The sequence below is a fragment of the Stenotrophomonas sp. AN71 genome, assembly GCF_050435725.1.
In the GTDB taxonomy this organism is placed as follows: domain Bacteria; phylum Pseudomonadota; class Gammaproteobacteria; order Xanthomonadales; family Xanthomonadaceae; genus Stenotrophomonas.
In genome coordinates this window covers 203,575-218,727 of sequence record NZ_JBNDKU010000001.1, presented here as the reverse complement: position 1 = coordinate 218,727, position 15,153 = coordinate 203,575, and the positions used below count along the sequence as shown (strand labels likewise).

Genomic DNA, 15,153 nt, shown 5'->3' with positions numbered 1-15,153 from the left:
TTTTTTCATGTTTTTTTCATCGAGCCCGATTCATCCACCTGTTGCGCGGAAATCACCACACCAGCATCGCGCCACCGGGCAGCCGCTGCACGCGTAATCCGGCCTGTGTGGCGACGGCATCAATGCCCGTTTCCGGCTGCTGCAGGTGGAACAGGCCGCTGACCCGTACGCGCGCGCCCTGCCCGCCCAGCACCCATACCGGCGCGCGGCGGTAGCGCGCCAGATCGGCGATGGCCTGTGCCGCGGGCACGTCGTCGATGGCGACCTCGCCACGCCGCCAGGGCGCCATCGCCTGCGGTTCGGCCTGCTGCACCGGCCACAACCAGCGGCCGTCACGGAACGCCCGTGCCTGTCCGGCATGCAGCCGCTGCACGCTGCCATCGCCGGGGCGCACTTCGACCACGCCCTCACTGACCTGGGTGGTGACGGTGGTGTCCTGCATCGACACACTGAAGGCGGTGCCGATATCGCGCACCTGGCCGCCAGCGGCCTCGACCTGGAACGGACGTTGTTCGTGGGCCACCTGGAACCAGGCCTGGCCGCGCAGCAGGCGCAGGCGGCGTTGCTGGCCGCCAAAGTCGAGCGCCAGCGCCGTGCCTGCATCCAGTATGGCCGTGCTGCCATCTTCCAGCTGCACCACGCGCGGCGCGGCGCCGCTGCGCAGGTCACTGCGCGCCAGCAGCAGCGCCTGCGGTGCGGCCGCGACCATCAGCACCACGGCCGCGGCACTGGCCAGCAGCCACGGCAGCCTGCGGCGCGGTGCGATGGGACGCAACCCTGCATGATCGGCAGTCAGCTCGGGCAACGCGGCCAGCACATCGGGCCCTGCCGCATCCAGCCCCTGCCAGAACGCCTGTTGCTGGCGCCAGGCCAGCGCATGGCGCGGATCGGCCCGCAGCCAACGCTGCAGGGCATGTTGCTGGCGTTCCGGCAGCGGGCCTGCACTGCACCGGATCACCCAGCGCAACGCCTGCCTGGCCTGACGCGGCGAGGGTTCGGACGTGGTCATGGTTGTGGCCTGCCGCACCGCGAACGGGTGCGCTTTCCAGTTGAGACAACGGCGGGCGCGATCTGCCCACGGCAATCGCCCTTCATCGGCGCATTCCCTGCTGGTGTTGCTGGACGAGCAGCGCCGCGCGCAGCACGTGCTTGCCGACCAGACTCTTGGAGATGCCCAGACGGGTGGCGATTTCGCGCTCGCTCAGCCCCAGGTAACGGTTGAGCACGAAGCACTCGCGCACCTGCGCCGGCAACGCAAGGATGGTCCGGGTGATCTCGCGCAGCTGCGCCTGGTCCAGCGCCTGCGCCTCCCCATCGCGACTGGCCTCGGCCACGTCGACCGCGTACTCGGCCATCGCACGCCGTTCGCGGGCGTCGGCCTGGCTGCGGTTGAGCGCATGGTGGTAGGCCATGCGGTACAGATAGCCGCGCGGCTCCAGGATGGGGGGATCGCCGGGCACGCTGCTGGCCTTCAGGTACAGGTTCTGCAGGGTGTCCTCGGTACTGGCCGGGTCGAGGTAGCGCGCGATGAAGCGTGACAACGCACGGCGCTCGCGGATCAGCAGCTCGACCAGCGCCAGGGCATTGGGAGACATAGGTGCCAAGGCCGGACCGGGGAATGATGGGCGTGATGGCGACGGTCCGGACGTGGATTGTGGGCTGCGCGGCCGCACGCGGCAAGCGGCGTCCCGAACATCATCCACGCATGGCGTGGATCTACTGTGGGCTTGCTTCATCCACGCATGGCGTGGATCTACTGGGCGGCGACAGGTTCAGTAGATCCACGCCATGCGTGGATGGCAGGCCTACGGTTCCTGCAACGCCTCGAAGCGTTCGGCGAGGTAGTCGATCAGCGCACGCACCGCCGGCAGCAGCCCGCGCCGCGAAGGGAACACCGCATGCACGATGCCCTGTTTCGGCTGCCACTCCGGCAACACTGGCACCAGCGCACCACTGGCCAGTTCGTCGCTGATCATCATCCTCGGCAGCATCAACAGGCCAACGCCTGCCACGGCCGCTGCGCGCAGCGCGATCATGTCATCACTGATCAGCCGTGGGCGGTGGTGCACGCTGGCCTGCACGTCGTCCGGCCCGGTGTATTCCCAGACATGCGGCTGGCTGGGCGATGCCAGATCGACGGTCGGCATCAGCGCCAGGTCGGCCGGCACCTGCGGTGTACCCAGATGCTGCAGCAATGCCGGGCTGGCACTGGTGCACCACGCGCGGCGGGCCAACACGCGCACCACCAGATCGCTGTCTTCCAGCGGCGGCGGCCGCACGCGGATCGCCACGTCCACGCCCTCGCCCACCACATCGACACGGCGGTTGGTGGCGTCCAGCTGCACCGTCACCTGCGGGTGCAGAGCCAGGAAGTCGGCCAGCATTACCCCGACGCGCGCGTGCAGGATCGCGATCGGGCATGCCAGGCGGATGGTCCCGCGCGGCGCGGCGCGCGACATCGCAATCGCTTCTTCGGCCGCTTCGGCTTCCACCAGCATTGCCTTGCAATGGCGGTAGTAGTCCTGGCCAACCTCGGTGACCGAGAAGCGCCGCGTCGAACGCTGGATCAGGCGCACGCCCAGCCGTTCCTCCAGCAGCGCGATGCGCCGGCTCAGCTTCGACTTCGGCATGGCCAGCGCCCGGCCGGCCTGCGAGAAGCCCCCGTGCTCGACCACCATCGCGAAGTAGAACAGGTCATTGAGGTCACAACGGCGGATATCAGCGATGAACACGGGGCGATCTCCTGTGGCCTGACGCCTGGTGCCATTGTTCACCAGATAGGACTATGACGGCAAATTTCACCATCTACTGGCCCCATTGTCGCGGCGATATCGTCTCCACACCGAACAACAGCGGCCGGCATCCCCGGCCAGGAGATCGCCATGAAGCGTGTCACCGGTACCTACAGCGCCCCGCGCCCGCACTGGGTCGGCGATGGATTCCCCGCCCGCTCGATGTTTTCCTACAACACCCATGGCCAGCACCTGAGCCCGTTCCTGCTGCTGGACTACGCTGGCCCGTACAGCTTCGCGCCCACCGATACACCGCGCGGAGTGGGCCAGCATCCACACCGCGGTTTCGAGACGGTCACCATCGTCTATGAGGGCGAGGTCGCCCATCGCGACTCGACCGGTGCCGGCGGCACCATCGGCCCGGGCGATGTGCAGTGGATGACAGCCGCCTCCGGCATCCTCCACGAGGAGTTCCACACCCCGGAGTTCAGCCGGCGTGGCGGCACGCTGGACATGGTCCAGTTGTGGGTGAACCTGCCGGCACAGGACAAGATGGGCGCACCGGGCTACCAGACCCTCCTCGACGCAGAGATTCCCTCGGTGGATCTGCCCGATGCCGCCGGCCGCGTCCGCGTCATCGCAGGCCGCTTCGATGGCCACGCGGGGCCAGCCCGCACCCACACACCGATGGATGTCTGGGACATCCGCCTGCAGCAGGGCCGCCCCGCCGAACTGCCGGTGGCCGACGGTCGCACCCTGGCGCTGGTGGTACTGAAGGGTTCGGTGCGGATCAACGGCGGCCAGCCGGTCGGCGAAGCGCAGCTGGTCACCTTCGACCGCAGCGGTGAGGACGTGTTCGTCGACGCCGACAGCGACGCCACCGTGCTGCTGCTCAGCGGCGAGCCGATCGACGAGCCGGTGGTGGGCTATGGCCCGTTCGTGATGAACAGCCAGGCCGAGATCGCACAGGCGGTCAATGACTTCAACAGCGGCCGCTTCGGCCAGATCGCGCACTGAGCACGACAACGCGGCGGGCCTTGACCCGCCGCAACCCTCGGGCCATCGCCCGCCCTCCCCAGGAGCCTGACCATGAGTACCCCCGCCCACTTCAACGGTGCCCGCCCGGTGATCGATCCGGACAATGCCGCGATGCTGCTGATCGACCACCAGAGCGGCCTGTTCCAGACCATCGGCGACATGCCGTTCACCGCGGTGCGTGCCCACGCCACTGCACTGGCGACGATGGCCACGCTGGCAAAGATGCCGGTGATCACCACGGCCTCGGTACCGCAGGGCCCGAACGGCCCGCTGATTCCCGAGATCCACGATGCCGCCCCGCATGCGCAGTACGTGGCGCGCAAGGGCGAGATCAACGCCTGGGACAACCCGGAGTTTGTGGCCGCGGTGAAGGCCACCGGCCGCCGGCAGCTGATCATCGCCGGCACCATCACCAGCGTGTGCATGGCGTTCCCGGCGATCGCCGCGGTGGCCGACGGCTACCAGGTGTTCGCGGTCGTCGATGCCTCTGGCACCTACTCGAAGATGGCCCAGGAGATCACCCTGGCCCGGGTGGTGCAGGCCGGCGTGGTACCGATGGACACCGCCGCGGTGGCCTCGGAGATCCAGCGCAGCTGGAACCGCGACGATGCCCAGCAGTGGGCCGAGATCTACACGAAGATCTTCCCGAACTACCAGCTGCTGATCGAAAGCTACCTGAAGGCGCAGGACGTGCAGAAGAACCACGAACAGCTGGATTCGCAGCGCAGCTGAGTTGCCCCGGTGCCGGCCGATCGCCGGCACTCCCCCGAACAGGAGACCCACCATGTCCAGTGAACCGATCCGCGACCCGGCCAGCGACCACCTGCTGACCCCGCAGAATTCCGCTTTCATCATCATCGACTACCAACCGGTGCAGGTGAACTCCATCGCTTCGATGGACCGCCAGCTGCTGGTCAACAACATCGTCGGCACCGCCAGGGCGGCCGTGGCCTACGGGCTTCCCATCGTGCATTCGACGGTGAACGTCAGGACCGGCCTGAACAAGCCGCCGATCCCGCAGCTGCGCAAGGTGCTGGGAGACCATCCCACGTACGACCGCACCACCATCAACTCGTGGGAGGACGTCGAGTTCCGCAAGGCGGTAGAGGCCACCGGCCGCCGCAAGCTGATCATGACCGCGCTGTGGACCGAGGCCTGCCTGACCTTCCCGGCGTTGGATGCCCTGAAGGAAGGCTATGAGGTATACGTGGTGGTGGATGCGGTGGGCGGCACCTCGCTGGCGGCGCACGATGCCGCGTTGCGTCGCATCGAACAGGCCGGCGGCCAGTTGATCAGCGTGCCGCAGCTGTTCTGCGAACTGCAGCGCGACTGGGCCCGTTCGGAGACGGTGCCGGCGTTCATGAACCTCTTCATCGAGACCGGTGGTACCGCCGGCATCCAGTTCTCGTACGATCGTACCGAGTGATTCCGTGGCGGCGTGGGCCTTGGCTGGCGCCGCTCTTTTCCGGTAGTCGAGCATGGCTCGACCCTACAGAGACGGACTGCGATGGCCTACGCCCGTATTGTTTCAACCGCCGACAACTACCTGCACCACATCAGCAATGGCCGCTTCGATGTGGACGCGGACGAACCGGCATCACTGGGTGGCCAGGGCGCCGGTTTCGCGCCGTTCGACCTTTACCTGGCCTCGCTGGCGGCGTGTACCGCCATCACCCTGCGCATGTATGCACAGCGCAAGGGCTGGGAGCTGGGCGAGTTCCATGCCGAGCTGCGCTCGGAGCGCGATGAGGATGGGCGTTTCCATGTGCATCGCGTGCTGCATGCCAGCGCCGGGCTGAGCGATGCGCAGTGGCAGCGGCTGCTGGAGGTGGTGGAGAAGACCCCGGTGACGCTGGTGATGCGCGAAGGTGCGCGGATCACCAGCGAGCGCGGGAGCGCAGCGTAACCCCATCCACGCATGGCGTGGATCTACCCGGGCCAAGCTCGCCGGGCATGGCCCGGCGCCCCTGGCTCAACGCCGTGAATGCAGCACGGTGCGCTGGCGCATCGCGTTGAACTCCTGCTCCACCTGCTGGATGTCCTCGACCTGGAATCCGGCCGCGTCCAGCACTTGATCGGCGGCCGCCGCCGCCAGCGGATCGTCGTCACGCTGGCGCCAGCAGCGCGCCGGCAGGAAGTAGCCCACTTCGCTGCGCCCACGCATGATCACCACCGGCCGACCGGCGTACAGCAGGAACTCCGCCAGATGCTGGCGCAGCCCCTCCACCGAAACGTAGGCCGGCCCGAGCCCCAGCAACTGGCTGGACGGCTCGGGACTCTCGAACAGTTTGCGACGGCTCATCCACTCCTCCTTTTGAACAACGCGTGGTCTCCTTTCCATAGACGGACGCATCGCAGCGCCCCCGCCACGCCTTGCGTGATCCAGATCACGCCCGCCACCTAGAAGCCGGTATTGAACTCCAGCTGGAACACATCGATGGACAGCGGCGAGCCGGACACTTCCTTGGCCGCCATCCACTTGCCGCTGATCCAGCTGCGCGCGTCCAGCGCGTAGGCGCCGCCCACGTAATAGCCACGCGCGTTGGTACCGCCCAGGTGGAAGTTCGGATCGTTGTAGGCATCGGGCAGCGCATCGGCCTCGATGTGCTTGTAGCCCAGCAGCGCCTGCCACTGGCCCTTCTCCTTCAGTTCGGCGGCACCGAAGGTGGCCTGGACCATCCATGCCGTGTCGCCACTGCGGAAGGTGTCGATGCTGGCGGCGCCACCGGCGCCGTAGTTGTTGACGATGCCGTTGTTGGCGCGGCTGAACATTGCCTGCTTGTCGTAGGCCAGGTTGCGGATGTAGTCACCGTCCAGGCGCAGGCCGATGCCTTGCGCCAGCTGCGTGTCCCAGCGCAGGTTCAGCGTGGCCAGGCGGAACGCCGAGGCCAGGCCGACGTACTGCGGGGTCGGCGTATTGGCCGGATCCAGCGGGTTGCGCGCGATGTCGCGGATCAGCATCAGGGTGTTGCCCTTCTGCATGAACGCCGGGCGTGACCAGTCGGTGTCGCAGCCCACGGCGCCGGCGTACAGCGCGCACGGCGAAGACAGGCGACCGCTGATGTTCTTGAAATCGTAGTAGCCCAGCGCCGCACGCAGCGCATTGTCATCGTTGAAGCGCCAGTTCACGCCCACCTGCGCGCCGGACAGCCATTTGTTCTCGTTCGGGGTCTTGACCCGGCTCTGGCTGGGCGAGCTGTCGGAGGTGTACTCCAGCGGCACCACCGCCAGGTTGCCAAACAGCTCAACACCACCATCATCGAGGTCGTACTTCAGGTTGGCCGCCAGGCCATCGAAGTTGAGGTCGTTGGAGAACAGCGTGTCACTGGTCCAGAACGGATTGCCGAAGCGGCCGCCACGCACGGTCACCCAGTCGGCCGGGCTGTAGGCCAGCCAGGCCTGGTCCAGCCACACGTCCTTCTTGCTCAGGCCGCCACCGAGCTGCTCGGTGGTCGACACAGGGCCGTTGCTGCTGCCGCTGGCCAGGCGCACCCCGGCCGTGGTGTGCTGCCCGATCATCGCCTCGATGCCCAGGCGGGCGCGGATCCGCCACAGGTTGCGGCGGTCCTGGCGGGAGTTCAGCAACGGCGGCAGCTGCAGGTTGGTATTGGTGTTGGTGTCAAAACCGTTGCCGGCGTTGATCGACGCCCAGTTGGTCTCGATGTCGCTGTTGCGCTCGGAGAAGAAACGCGACTCGCTGCGCACGCGCACATCGCCGGTGACCTTGATGCGCTTGGTCCACTCGGCCACTTCATTCGGCGCCGCCCAGCCTTCGGACTTGGCCTGCGCCATCACGTCCTGGCGCACCTCGTCACGGATGCCGTCGCGCACGCTCTGCGGCACATACGGCACGCGCACGTCGCCGGCTTCCAGCGCGATGCCTCCGCTGGCGGCGCCAGCACCGCTCACGGCCGTGCGCTGTGCAGCGGCCGCTTCGGCTTCTGCCTGCACCAGCAGCGCCTGGCCGTCTTCGGGTTTCAGTGCGCCGCTGGCGATCAGGCCCTTGATCAGCTTGACCATCGTGGTTTCGGCGGCCATCGCACCGGCCGGTGCGGCCAGGCTGAGCAGCACGGCGCAGCACAGCAGCGCCCGTCGGGCCGGCCGCGGGCGGCGGGAGTCGGTTCGTGCGCGGACGTGGTCGTTCATCACGGTTCTCATTGAAAGAAGGGAAATCACGGAAGTCGGGAATCAGGCACCGGGCCGACGGCCCTGGATCAGCACGCGGGCAGGAAAATCAAGCGACGGCGGCGGTGCCTGGTCGACCTTGCCGATGCGGCGCAACGCATCGAGCACGGCCGCATCGGCCTCCTCGTTGCCACTGCCGCGCACCAGCTCGACCTTTTCCAGGCGACCGTCGGTGGCCAGCCACACATTCACCTGCAGCTGGAACGCCAGGCGCTTGACCTTGTCATCGCGCGCAATCGCCTGCTGCATCAGGTAGCCCAGGTAGCGCCCATAGGTGGCATTGCCGGCGCCGCCACGGCCTACGCCGGACGAACCTCCACCACTGCCGGACTGGATGCCGAAGTTGTCACCACCGGCCTGCGCATCGGCATTCATCGTCACCGGGTCGGCGTTGTCCGGGGTCGGCGTCGGCTCTTCAGCCGGTGTCGGCTGATCCAGCGGCTCCGGTTCGGGCATCGTCTCTTCTGGCGGTGTTTCCGGCTCCGGCGGCTTCTCTGGGGGCGGCGGGGGCGGTGGTGGCGGTGGCGGCAACGCCAGCATCGGTGGTTGAACCACCGGCCGGCGGGTGCTGGCGGTGTCCTTGAACAGCAGCCACCACACCGCGATACCGAGCACCAGCAGCGCGGCCAGCACCAGCGCCACGGTCACCAGCAACTGGCGACCGCGCATGCCGGGCTCCGGCCGAGGGGGTTGATGGGCCGTCATGCCTCAGCCCTGCGCCTTGCCGGTGACCAGGCCGACCTGGGCCAGCTCCAGACGCCGCAGCAGGTCCAGCACTTCGACCACGCGGGCGTACTGCACCTGCGCATCACCGCGCACGATCACCGGGAAATCCGGTGTGGTCGCGCGTTCGGTGCGCAGGCGGTCTTCCAGCTCAGCCATCGTCACCGGGTAGGCATCCAGGAACACCTGGCCGCTGGGATCAATGGTGATCGCCTTGGTCTTCGGCTTCTCCAGCGCCACGCTGTTGCTGGCCTTCGGCAGGTTGACCTCGATGCCGGGAATGGAGGCGTTGCTGGTCAGGATGAAGATCACCAGCACCACCAGCAGCACATCGACGAAGGGCGTCACGTTGATGCCCTTCTCGCGCTTCTTGATGCCGAACTTCGCCTTCTGGCCCATGGCGCGCCCCTCAGCCCTGGACCGCGGCCGGGCCGCGCCCGTCCTGCTCTTCGGCCAGGCGCGCGGCGAACTCGTCGATGAACACGGCCATGTCTGCGCCGATCGCCTCGGCGCGCGCGCCCAGGTAGTTGTAGCCGAACAGCGCCGGAATCGCGACGCCCAGGCCGGCCGCCGTACACAGCAGCGCCGCCGCCATGCCCGGCGCCACCGAGTTGATGTCCACCGCGCCGGCCATCGCCGCCACCACGAACACCAGCATGATGCCGATCACCGTGCCGAACAGGCCCACATAGGGTGCACCTTCGATGGTGGTCGACAGCCAGTTCATGCGCCGTGCCATCGCCTCCTGCTCGCGCACCATCACCGCATCCATCGACGCGCGGATGGCGCCGATGGTGGCCCCGCTCAGATAGCCACTGTTGCCATCGCGCTGGTGGCGCTGCTGCATTTCATCGATGGCGACCTGGTAGATGCGCCACAACGAGCCATCGTGCATGGCGGTCGGTGCCTTGCCCTGGCGATCCATGTCGGACAGCGTGCGCAGCGGCACGCCGCCCAGCTTGCCGAAGCTCTCAGTGAACGCTGCATTGGCCTTGCTGGTGCGTCCGAAGTGGCGCCCCTTGGCGATCATGATCGCCCACGACAGCAGCATCATCAGGCCGAGGATGGCCACCACCACCCAGGCGTCGAACGGCATCGCCTTGAGGATGAAGGCGAAATGGCTCTGGCCGGCCGACTGCTCGTCGGCACCGTAGCTGATCAATCGCGAATCGGCACCCTGCGCGGTGGCGTCGGCCAGCAGCAGGGCGGCCGGGCGTGCGACCCGCGAGATGCGCAGCTCATCCAGCGCACCTTCGAAATTGGCCAGCGGCTGCGTCGCGCCAGGTGCATCGGCGCCCACCACCGGTGCGGTATTCAACGCGGGCAGCTCGCCACTCAGCTGGGCGACAACACGGCCATTGAGGTACAGCTGCAGTGCGCCCTTCTCTGCGGTCAACGCGAGGTGCGCCCACTGCCCTTCCGGAATCGGCTGCGCCGGGGTGCTGCGCTGGCCGTTGAGCTGCACGAACGGTACGCGGTTCTCGATGCCCAGCACCAGTTCGGCAGTGCCGTCGCGACGGGCATAGATCGCCTGCGCGGCGTTGTTGCTGCCGGGCTTGATCCAGGCCGAGATCGTCAGCGGCGAACCCGCTTCCTGCGCCAGCGAGGCGCTGGCCGGCAGCGGCAGCGGGCCCGCGCCCAGCTGCACACCGCGTCCGATCACCGAACCCTCGGACGGCGGCACCACGGCACCGGCATTATTGCCATAGGCGGTAGTGTCACGCGCCGGCGCATTGGCTTCGGCAAAGTGGTAGACCAAGGTGTAGTCCGGGTCGAACACCTGCTGGCCATTGCCGCTGGCCGGCGCCTTCTCGTTGCCGTAGTACATCCAGATCGTCTGCGGCGCGGCGGCACTGACCGCCGGCACGTCCACCCAGACCAGGGCCAGGCCCAGCTTGGGGTCGAACTGTTCGATCTGGTGGGCCAGCACGGTGCGGCCATCACCCGAGACGAAACGCAGGTCGTTGCCCGCATCCTGGGTGCCATCGAAACCGAAGTTGCCGGTGTGCAGGCGCAGCAGCAGCGGCGTCCGGCCCGGATCACCGGCCAGGCCCGCGCCCTGCGGGCCGGCGTCGACGGTGATCGGTTTGCGGTACTTCCATTCGGCCTGCCACCAATTGGCATCGGCCGCAGCAGCGGGCAACGCAACCAGCGCGGCCAGCAGCAGCAACACTCGGGAAAGCAAACGGTCCATGCGAAGGGTCTCCGGAGAACGCATGTTCAAGGGCAGGGTCAGTAACTGGTGCTGATGTTGAAATGCAGGCGCGGATCGTCCTTGCGCGTGACCGGGCCATCGGCATAGGGCCAGGCGTAGTCCAGGCGCAGTTGCAGGTGTTCACCCAGACGCAGCTGCGCGCCCAGGCCGACCGAGGCCAGGTTGTACTTGTCGCGCTGCTCGGGCAGCGGCCGGCGCAGGCGCAGGTAGGCCGCGTCGGCGAAGCTGTAGACACGCAGGTCGGTACCGCTCCACAGCGACCACGCCGGAGTACGCCATTCCAGGCTGGCCAGGCCGCCGTAGTCACCGATAGCCTCGGCCGACAGATAGCCGCGCACCGTGTACATGCCACCGGCGGCGAACTGTTCGGCCGACACCAGCGGTGCGTCGGTCACCTGCAGCGAGCCACGCGCGTACCACTGCCAGTCGCTGCCGAAGGTATGGGTGTTGGCCACATCGGCCTTGAATGCCACGAAACTCGGATCAGCCCAGTAGCGCTTCTGGCCGAAGGCGGTGGCATCGCTGCCATAGCCGAACAGGCGGCGGGTGCCGGCCACCAGCTGGGTGTTGATGCTCAGCTGGTCCTGCTCGCCCTGGCGTACGCCCACGAAGGCCAGCGTGATCGGCGCGTACTTCAACGGCGTCTTCAGGCTGTCCTTGCCCATCTGCGTGTCTTCCTCGGTGTCCTTGAAGTCCACACCGAGGCTGAGCTGGCGCCACCACTGGCTGCTGCCGGGCAGGCGATAATTGACCTTGAGCCCGATGGAATGACCGTTGCCGATCACATTGGTGCCACTGCCCGTGCCGACCTGCCCCCCCGCATTGAGTACGCGGCTGTCGGACTTGTAGCCGGACGCTTCCAGGCTCCACGGCGTGCCGTCGAACGGCATCGTGTACGAGGCCGAGAACACCTTGGCCTGCTTGGTGTCTTCCGGTGCCAGGTACACGCCGATGTTGGCGCTGTGCCCGCGCTTCCACAGGTTGTCATAGGCCAGCGACGCACTCAGGCGCAGCTTCTCGGTATCGGCGCTGTGGTCGTTGTTGAGCGCCGCACTGGCGCGCCACGGCGACTTCTCTTCGACCTGCAGGTCGACATCCATCGTGCCCGGCACCTGGCCTTCGCGTACCAGCGGCATCACCTGGCGGCGGCCACCTTCATTCAGCGCGGTCAGTTCCTTCTGCGCCTGGTCGAAGTCAGGCACCTTGCCTTCGGCCAGCGCCGGCACGCGCTCGCGGATGCGCTCGGGTGATTCATGCTTCGTGCCCACTACGCGCAGCTGGCCGATCGGGGTCTGCTGCACCTTCAGCAGCACCACACCGCCGCTGACCTGCTGCTCGGGCAACTCGACGTAGACCGACTGGTAACCGGCCTGCTGGTACAGCGCATTGACCGCATCGCGTGCCTTTTCCACATCGGCCAGGGTCTTGCCGGGGCCGAGGAACGGCTCCACCGCGCGCTCAATCTGGCGCGGGTCGAGCACCGTGTTGCCGCGCACGATGTATTCATTGATGTTGACGCTGGGCGCGGGCGCTGCGTCCTGCGCCAGCAGGGGCAGCGGCAGCGCCGCCAGGGCCAGCACCAGCGGATGCAGGCGCAGCGGGAGGCGGACGGCTCGGCACGGAACAGGAGTCATCGAAGGCATCGCGTCGTATCGAAGGGAGTGGCCAGGGAGCGGCGCGTGGGTCTACCAACAGGACGTGTACGTCGCGTCAAAACCGCCAACAGTTTTGTGACAGCACTGTCATCTTTTGACGGCGCCGGAACAGCTGCGGGCGGAAGCTTCCTTCGCCACACGTCTACATTGCAAAGTGTCGATTGCCGCAGGAGATTCGCTATGCGAGAGCCATTGATGACGTGGGGCCGCCCTGCCCTCGCCCTTGCCTTGCTGCTGGCACTGCCATCGGTACGCGCGGTCGAGGCGAAGAAGCAGGAAGACGCTGCGCCCTGCATCGAAGTGCAGGTCAACGGGGAGCGCATTCCCGCCTGGGAGTGTCTGCAGCGCAAACTGGCGCCAGCACCGAGATCGGCGAAGTCGCCGGCGTTGCCTGACGCCGAGCGCTTGATGCGGCAGCCCGGCAACCAGCTGATGCAATACAACCTGGAAGGCACGCGACAGCGCATGGGCGATGCGTTCGGTCGCTCGGTGGTGCCACAGCGTCCGGCACGCTGAACCTGACCGCCTGTAGAGCCGAGCATGTGCCCGGCTCTACGGGGTGCCGTCCTGCGCGACAGCGGGCACGATGCCTTCGGCCGGCACCGGCGGCAGCGCCGGCACCGGCAGGCTGCGCGGCTGGCCCGCCTGTTGCAGTTCCACTGCACTGGCACTGATGCGGACGAGTACTGTCGATGGGCCCAGACGCTGGCCCGGCGCATACGCCTGGGCGGGCTGCCCGTCCACCGACAGCAATGCCAACGGCGCGTACTCACCGGCCATCACGCCCAGCACGGCGACGTCGGTCTGCACCGCGCCGGGCGACAGCAGCCGTACCAGTGGCACGCTGGCCGCCGCATCGAACCCGGGCAATGCTGGCTGCTGGGTGTGAGCCTCGCTGGCTGCGGCCGCAGATACCGGGCCGACCAGGGCCACGCCCCAATAGACCACCACCGCCAGCAGCAGCATCGCCGCCAGCAAGGTCATCATCCGATTGCGATCCCAGCGCCTGCCATCCATGTTCCGCACCATCGCCACGTTCGTGTCCGCCCACGCTAGCAGCCACCGCTGACGCTTTTGTTTCATCATGCAGGCCTACGCTGGCAGGCATCGACCAGGACAGGAGGCGACGTCGATGCAGCACATGCCGCGTGGCTTCACCCTGCTGGAACTGATGGTGGTACTGGTGATCATCGGCATCTGCACGGCTGGCATCGGCCTGGGCCTGGGCAGCCTGCTCGACCCCGGGCGGCAGCTGCGGCAGGAAGCCGAGCGCTTGGCACAGCGCCTGCAGGTGGCCCGCGACGAGGCCCGCATCGATGGCCGCACGCTGCGGTGGCAGGCCGACACTGGCGGCTATCGCTTCAGCCGCCGCGACGGCACCGGTTGGGCCGACGTGCAGCGCGACGACCTGTTGCGTCCGCAGCGTTGGCAACTGGCCGGCATTACGGTGCAGCCGACCACGCCCATCGAGCTGAGCCCGGAGTGGATCGGCGTTGCGTGGGAACTGAGGCTGTCGTTGGAGGGCCGTCAACTGCGTCTTCGTGATGATGGCAGCGGACAGTTGCAGGTCGTGCAGTGAAGCGAAGCATGCGCGGATTCACCTTGATCGAGGTGCTGATCGCTTTGGCGATCGTTTCAATTGCACTGGCAGCCGTGATGCGTTCGGTGGCGGTGGCCACCGACGATCAGTCGCGCCTGCGTGACCGCCGCCTGGCACTGCTGTGCGCGCAGGACCGCTGGCAGGAGCTGCGCCTGGCCGGTCAGTCGCCGCAGGAGACGCGGCAGCGCTGCACGCAGGGGCGTGGCAGTTTCCTTGTGCTCCAGCACCTGGGTACAGGTGCCGACGGGCAACCGCAGCTGGAACTGAGCGTGGTGGCCGAGGAAGCGCCACGCCAATCATTGGCGCGGATGCAGTTGCCATGGACCGCCTCCCCATGAAACGCCCCACGCGCGGCTTCACCCTGATCGAGGTGATGATCGCGATCACCATCATGGGGGTGCTGGCACTGATCTGCTGGCGTGCGCTGGACAGCGTGGCCAACAGCGACCAGCGATTGCGCAAGGCCGATGCCGAGACCACCACCGCACTGCGCATACTGCAGCAGTTCCAACGCGACATCGAGATGCGCGCAGACGACGCATTGATGAACGGTGCGGTGCGCCCGGCGGATCGACCACAGCGATTGCTGCCACCTTCGCTGGTGAGCGAGCGGCACCCGGATGGCACCTTTTCGCTGGAGATTACCCGCAGCGTCGGCAGTGATGGGCTGCGCTGGCAACGGGTGCGCTGGTGGCGCCAGGGAAGCACGCTGTGGCGGGCCAGCGGTGCAGCTGCGGACCGGTATCCACTGCCGGCGCCGGAGCAGGCGAAGGGCCTGATGGTCGCGCGCGATGTGCAGCAGTTCGAGGTGCGTGCCTGGGAGCCGGGTGCCGGTTGGGCGATGTTGCCGAGCGAGGGCGAGGTGTTGCCGGCCACCGGGTTGGAACTGCGACTGGGGCTGCGCGATGGGCGTGGACCGTTGAGTTACCGGCGGGTGCTGGAGCTTTAGGCCCGTCCCTTGTAACGCATCCACGCATGGCGTGGATCTACGATGGGTGCCGACCA

At 67.4% G+C, this 15,153-nt stretch carries 18 protein-coding genes; 8 read left to right on the top strand and 10 right to left on the bottom strand.

All coding sequences use genetic code 11. From position 1 onward, the window contains the following. Positions 1-52: 52 nt before the first annotated feature. From ABH900_RS00970 to ABH900_RS00960, 3 genes are all read right to left on the bottom strand, one after another. Entirely contained in the window at positions 53-1,009 is a 957-nt protein-coding gene (locus ABH900_RS00970) for a FecR family protein (RefSeq protein WP_429620416.1), read from the bottom strand. Positions 1,010-1,091: 82 nt separating this feature from the next. Then, positions 1,092-1,595 (bottom strand): RNA polymerase sigma factor, encoded by a 504-nt coding sequence (locus ABH900_RS00965; protein ID WP_429620413.1) that lies wholly within the window; start codon positions 1,593-1,595, stop codon positions 1,092-1,094. A gap of 210 nt (positions 1,596-1,805) precedes the next feature. Beyond that, complete coding sequence (locus tag ABH900_RS00960; RefSeq protein WP_429620411.1) at positions 1,806-2,732, bottom strand: LysR family transcriptional regulator; 927 nt, start codon at positions 2,730-2,732, stop codon at positions 1,806-1,808. A gap of 150 nt (positions 2,733-2,882) precedes the next feature. Between ABH900_RS00960 and ABH900_RS00955 the strand changes: the two genes are divergently transcribed. The 4 genes from ABH900_RS00955 (at position 2,883) to ABH900_RS00940 (ending at position 5,676) form a co-directional block, all read left to right on the top strand. After that, positions 2,883-3,749: a pirin family protein gene (locus ABH900_RS00955; protein WP_429620409.1), complete on the top strand. Its 867-nt coding sequence runs from the start codon at positions 2,883-2,885 to the stop codon at positions 3,747-3,749. A gap of 72 nt (positions 3,750-3,821) precedes the next feature. Beyond that, positions 3,822-4,502 (top strand): hydrolase, encoded by a 681-nt coding sequence (locus ABH900_RS00950; RefSeq protein WP_429620405.1) that lies wholly within the window; start codon positions 3,822-3,824, stop codon positions 4,500-4,502. Positions 4,503-4,554: 52 nt separating this feature from the next. Continuing rightward, positions 4,555-5,196, top strand: a complete 642-nt coding sequence (locus tag ABH900_RS00945; protein WP_429620403.1) for a hydrolase — start codon at positions 4,555-4,557, stop codon at positions 5,194-5,196. Positions 5,197-5,277: 81 nt separating this feature from the next. Continuing rightward, a complete protein-coding gene (locus ABH900_RS00940) occupies positions 5,278-5,676 on the top strand; it encodes an OsmC family protein (RefSeq protein WP_429620401.1) in 399 nt (132 codons plus the stop codon). A 66-nt stretch (positions 5,677-5,742) separates the two neighbouring features. Here the strand turns inward: ABH900_RS00940 and ABH900_RS00935 are convergent, their stop codons facing one another. From ABH900_RS00935 to ABH900_RS00910, 6 genes are all read right to left on the bottom strand, one after another. After that, a complete protein-coding gene (locus ABH900_RS00935) occupies positions 5,743-6,072 on the bottom strand; it encodes a hypothetical protein (protein ID WP_429620399.1) in 330 nt (109 codons plus the stop codon). Between the two features lie 98 nt (positions 6,073-6,170). Next, on the bottom strand, positions 6,171-7,916 hold the full coding sequence (locus ABH900_RS00930) for a putative porin (RefSeq protein WP_429620397.1): 1,746 nt from the start codon (positions 7,914-7,916) through the stop codon (positions 6,171-6,173). Between the two features lie 42 nt (positions 7,917-7,958). Then, a complete protein-coding gene (locus ABH900_RS00925) occupies positions 7,959-8,624 on the bottom strand; it encodes a TonB family protein (protein ID WP_429620395.1) in 666 nt (221 codons plus the stop codon). 39 nt (positions 8,625-8,663) lie between these two features. Then, positions 8,664-9,077 (bottom strand): ExbD/TolR family protein, encoded by a 414-nt coding sequence (locus ABH900_RS00920; protein WP_005409874.1) that lies wholly within the window; start codon positions 9,075-9,077, stop codon positions 8,664-8,666. Between the two features lie 10 nt (positions 9,078-9,087). After that, entirely contained in the window at positions 9,088-10,872 is a 1,785-nt protein-coding gene (locus ABH900_RS00915; RefSeq protein WP_429620393.1) for a DUF2341 domain-containing protein, read from the bottom strand. A 38-nt stretch (positions 10,873-10,910) separates the two neighbouring features. Continuing rightward, positions 10,911-12,527, bottom strand: a complete 1,617-nt coding sequence (locus ABH900_RS00910; protein WP_429620391.1) for a ShlB/FhaC/HecB family hemolysin secretion/activation protein — start codon at positions 12,525-12,527, stop codon at positions 10,911-10,913. A 201-nt stretch (positions 12,528-12,728) separates the two neighbouring features. Between ABH900_RS00910 and ABH900_RS00905 the strand changes: the two genes are divergently transcribed. Continuing rightward, positions 12,729-13,064, top strand: coding sequence for a hypothetical protein (locus tag ABH900_RS00905; protein ID WP_429620389.1), 336 nt, complete (start codon positions 12,729-12,731; stop codon positions 13,062-13,064). Between the two features lie 36 nt (positions 13,065-13,100). Here ABH900_RS00905 and ABH900_RS00900 read toward each other — a convergent pair whose 3' ends face one another. Continuing rightward, positions 13,101-13,565 (bottom strand): hypothetical protein, encoded by a 465-nt coding sequence (locus ABH900_RS00900; RefSeq protein WP_429620387.1) that lies wholly within the window; start codon positions 13,563-13,565, stop codon positions 13,101-13,103. 115 nt (positions 13,566-13,680) lie between these two features. On the opposite strand from ABH900_RS00900, the gene gspH reads away from it, so the two are divergent. From gspH to ABH900_RS00885, 3 genes are read left to right on the top strand one after another with little or no spacing between them, the layout of a single operon-like run. Further along, on the top strand, positions 13,681-14,127 hold the full coding sequence (gene gspH, locus ABH900_RS00895) for a type II secretion system minor pseudopilin GspH (RefSeq protein ID WP_429620385.1): 447 nt from the start codon (positions 13,681-13,683) through the stop codon (positions 14,125-14,127). An 8-nt stretch (positions 14,128-14,135) separates the two neighbouring features. Then, on the top strand, positions 14,136-14,486 hold the full coding sequence (gene gspI / locus ABH900_RS00890; protein ID WP_429620383.1) for a type II secretion system minor pseudopilin GspI: 351 nt from the start codon (positions 14,136-14,138) through the stop codon (positions 14,484-14,486). Then, positions 14,483-15,097, top strand: a complete 615-nt coding sequence (locus ABH900_RS00885) for a prepilin-type N-terminal cleavage/methylation domain-containing protein (protein WP_429620381.1) — start codon at positions 14,483-14,485, stop codon at positions 15,095-15,097. Before gspI ends, ABH900_RS00885 begins: the two co-directional genes overlap by 4 nt. Positions 15,098-15,153 lie beyond the last annotated feature (56 nt).

Bases quoted from the DNA above. Each gene is read 5' to 3' on its own strand.
- ABH900_RS00970 (WP_429620416.1), bottom strand. From the start codon at position 1,009: ATGACCACGTCCGAACCCTCGCCGCGTCAGGCCAGGCAGGCGTTGCGC.
- ABH900_RS00965 (WP_429620413.1), bottom strand. From the start codon at position 1,595: ATGTCTCCCAATGCCCTGGCGCTGGTCGAGCTGCTGATCCGCGAGCGC.
- ABH900_RS00955 (WP_429620409.1), top strand. From the start codon at position 2,883: ATGAAGCGTGTCACCGGTACCTACAGCGCCCCGCGCCCGCACTGGGTC.
- ABH900_RS00950 (WP_429620405.1), top strand. From the start codon at position 3,822: ATGAGTACCCCCGCCCACTTCAACGGTGCCCGCCCGGTGATCGATCCG.
- ABH900_RS00945 (WP_429620403.1), top strand. From the start codon at position 4,555: ATGTCCAGTGAACCGATCCGCGACCCGGCCAGCGACCACCTGCTGACC.
- ABH900_RS00940 (WP_429620401.1), top strand. From the start codon at position 5,278: ATGGCCTACGCCCGTATTGTTTCAACCGCCGACAACTACCTGCACCAC.
- ABH900_RS00935 (WP_429620399.1), bottom strand. From the start codon at position 6,072: ATGAGCCGTCGCAAACTGTTCGAGAGTCCCGAGCCGTCCAGCCAGTTG.
- ABH900_RS00930 (WP_429620397.1), bottom strand. From the start codon at position 7,916: ATGAACGACCACGTCCGCGCACGAACCGACTCCCGCCGCCCGCGGCCG.
- ABH900_RS00925 (WP_429620395.1), bottom strand. From the start codon at position 8,624: ATGCGCGGTCGCCAGTTGCTGGTGACCGTGGCGCTGGTGCTGGCCGCG.
- ABH900_RS00920 (WP_005409874.1), bottom strand. From the start codon at position 9,077: ATGGGCCAGAAGGCGAAGTTCGGCATCAAGAAGCGCGAGAAGGGCATC.
- ABH900_RS00915 (WP_429620393.1), bottom strand. From the start codon at position 10,872: ATGGACCGTTTGCTTTCCCGAGTGTTGCTGCTGCTGGCCGCGCTGGTT.
- ABH900_RS00910 (WP_429620391.1), bottom strand. From the start codon at position 12,527: ATGACTCCTGTTCCGTGCCGAGCCGTCCGCCTCCCGCTGCGCCTGCAT.
- ABH900_RS00905 (WP_429620389.1), top strand. From the start codon at position 12,729: ATGCGAGAGCCATTGATGACGTGGGGCCGCCCTGCCCTCGCCCTTGCC.
- ABH900_RS00900 (WP_429620387.1), bottom strand. From the start codon at position 13,565: ATGGATGGCAGGCGCTGGGATCGCAATCGGATGATGACCTTGCTGGCG.
- gspH (WP_429620385.1), top strand. From the start codon at position 13,681: ATGCAGCACATGCCGCGTGGCTTCACCCTGCTGGAACTGATGGTGGTA.
- gspI (WP_429620383.1), top strand. From the start codon at position 14,136: ATGCGCGGATTCACCTTGATCGAGGTGCTGATCGCTTTGGCGATCGTT.
- ABH900_RS00885 (WP_429620381.1), top strand. From the start codon at position 14,483: ATGAAACGCCCCACGCGCGGCTTCACCCTGATCGAGGTGATGATCGCG.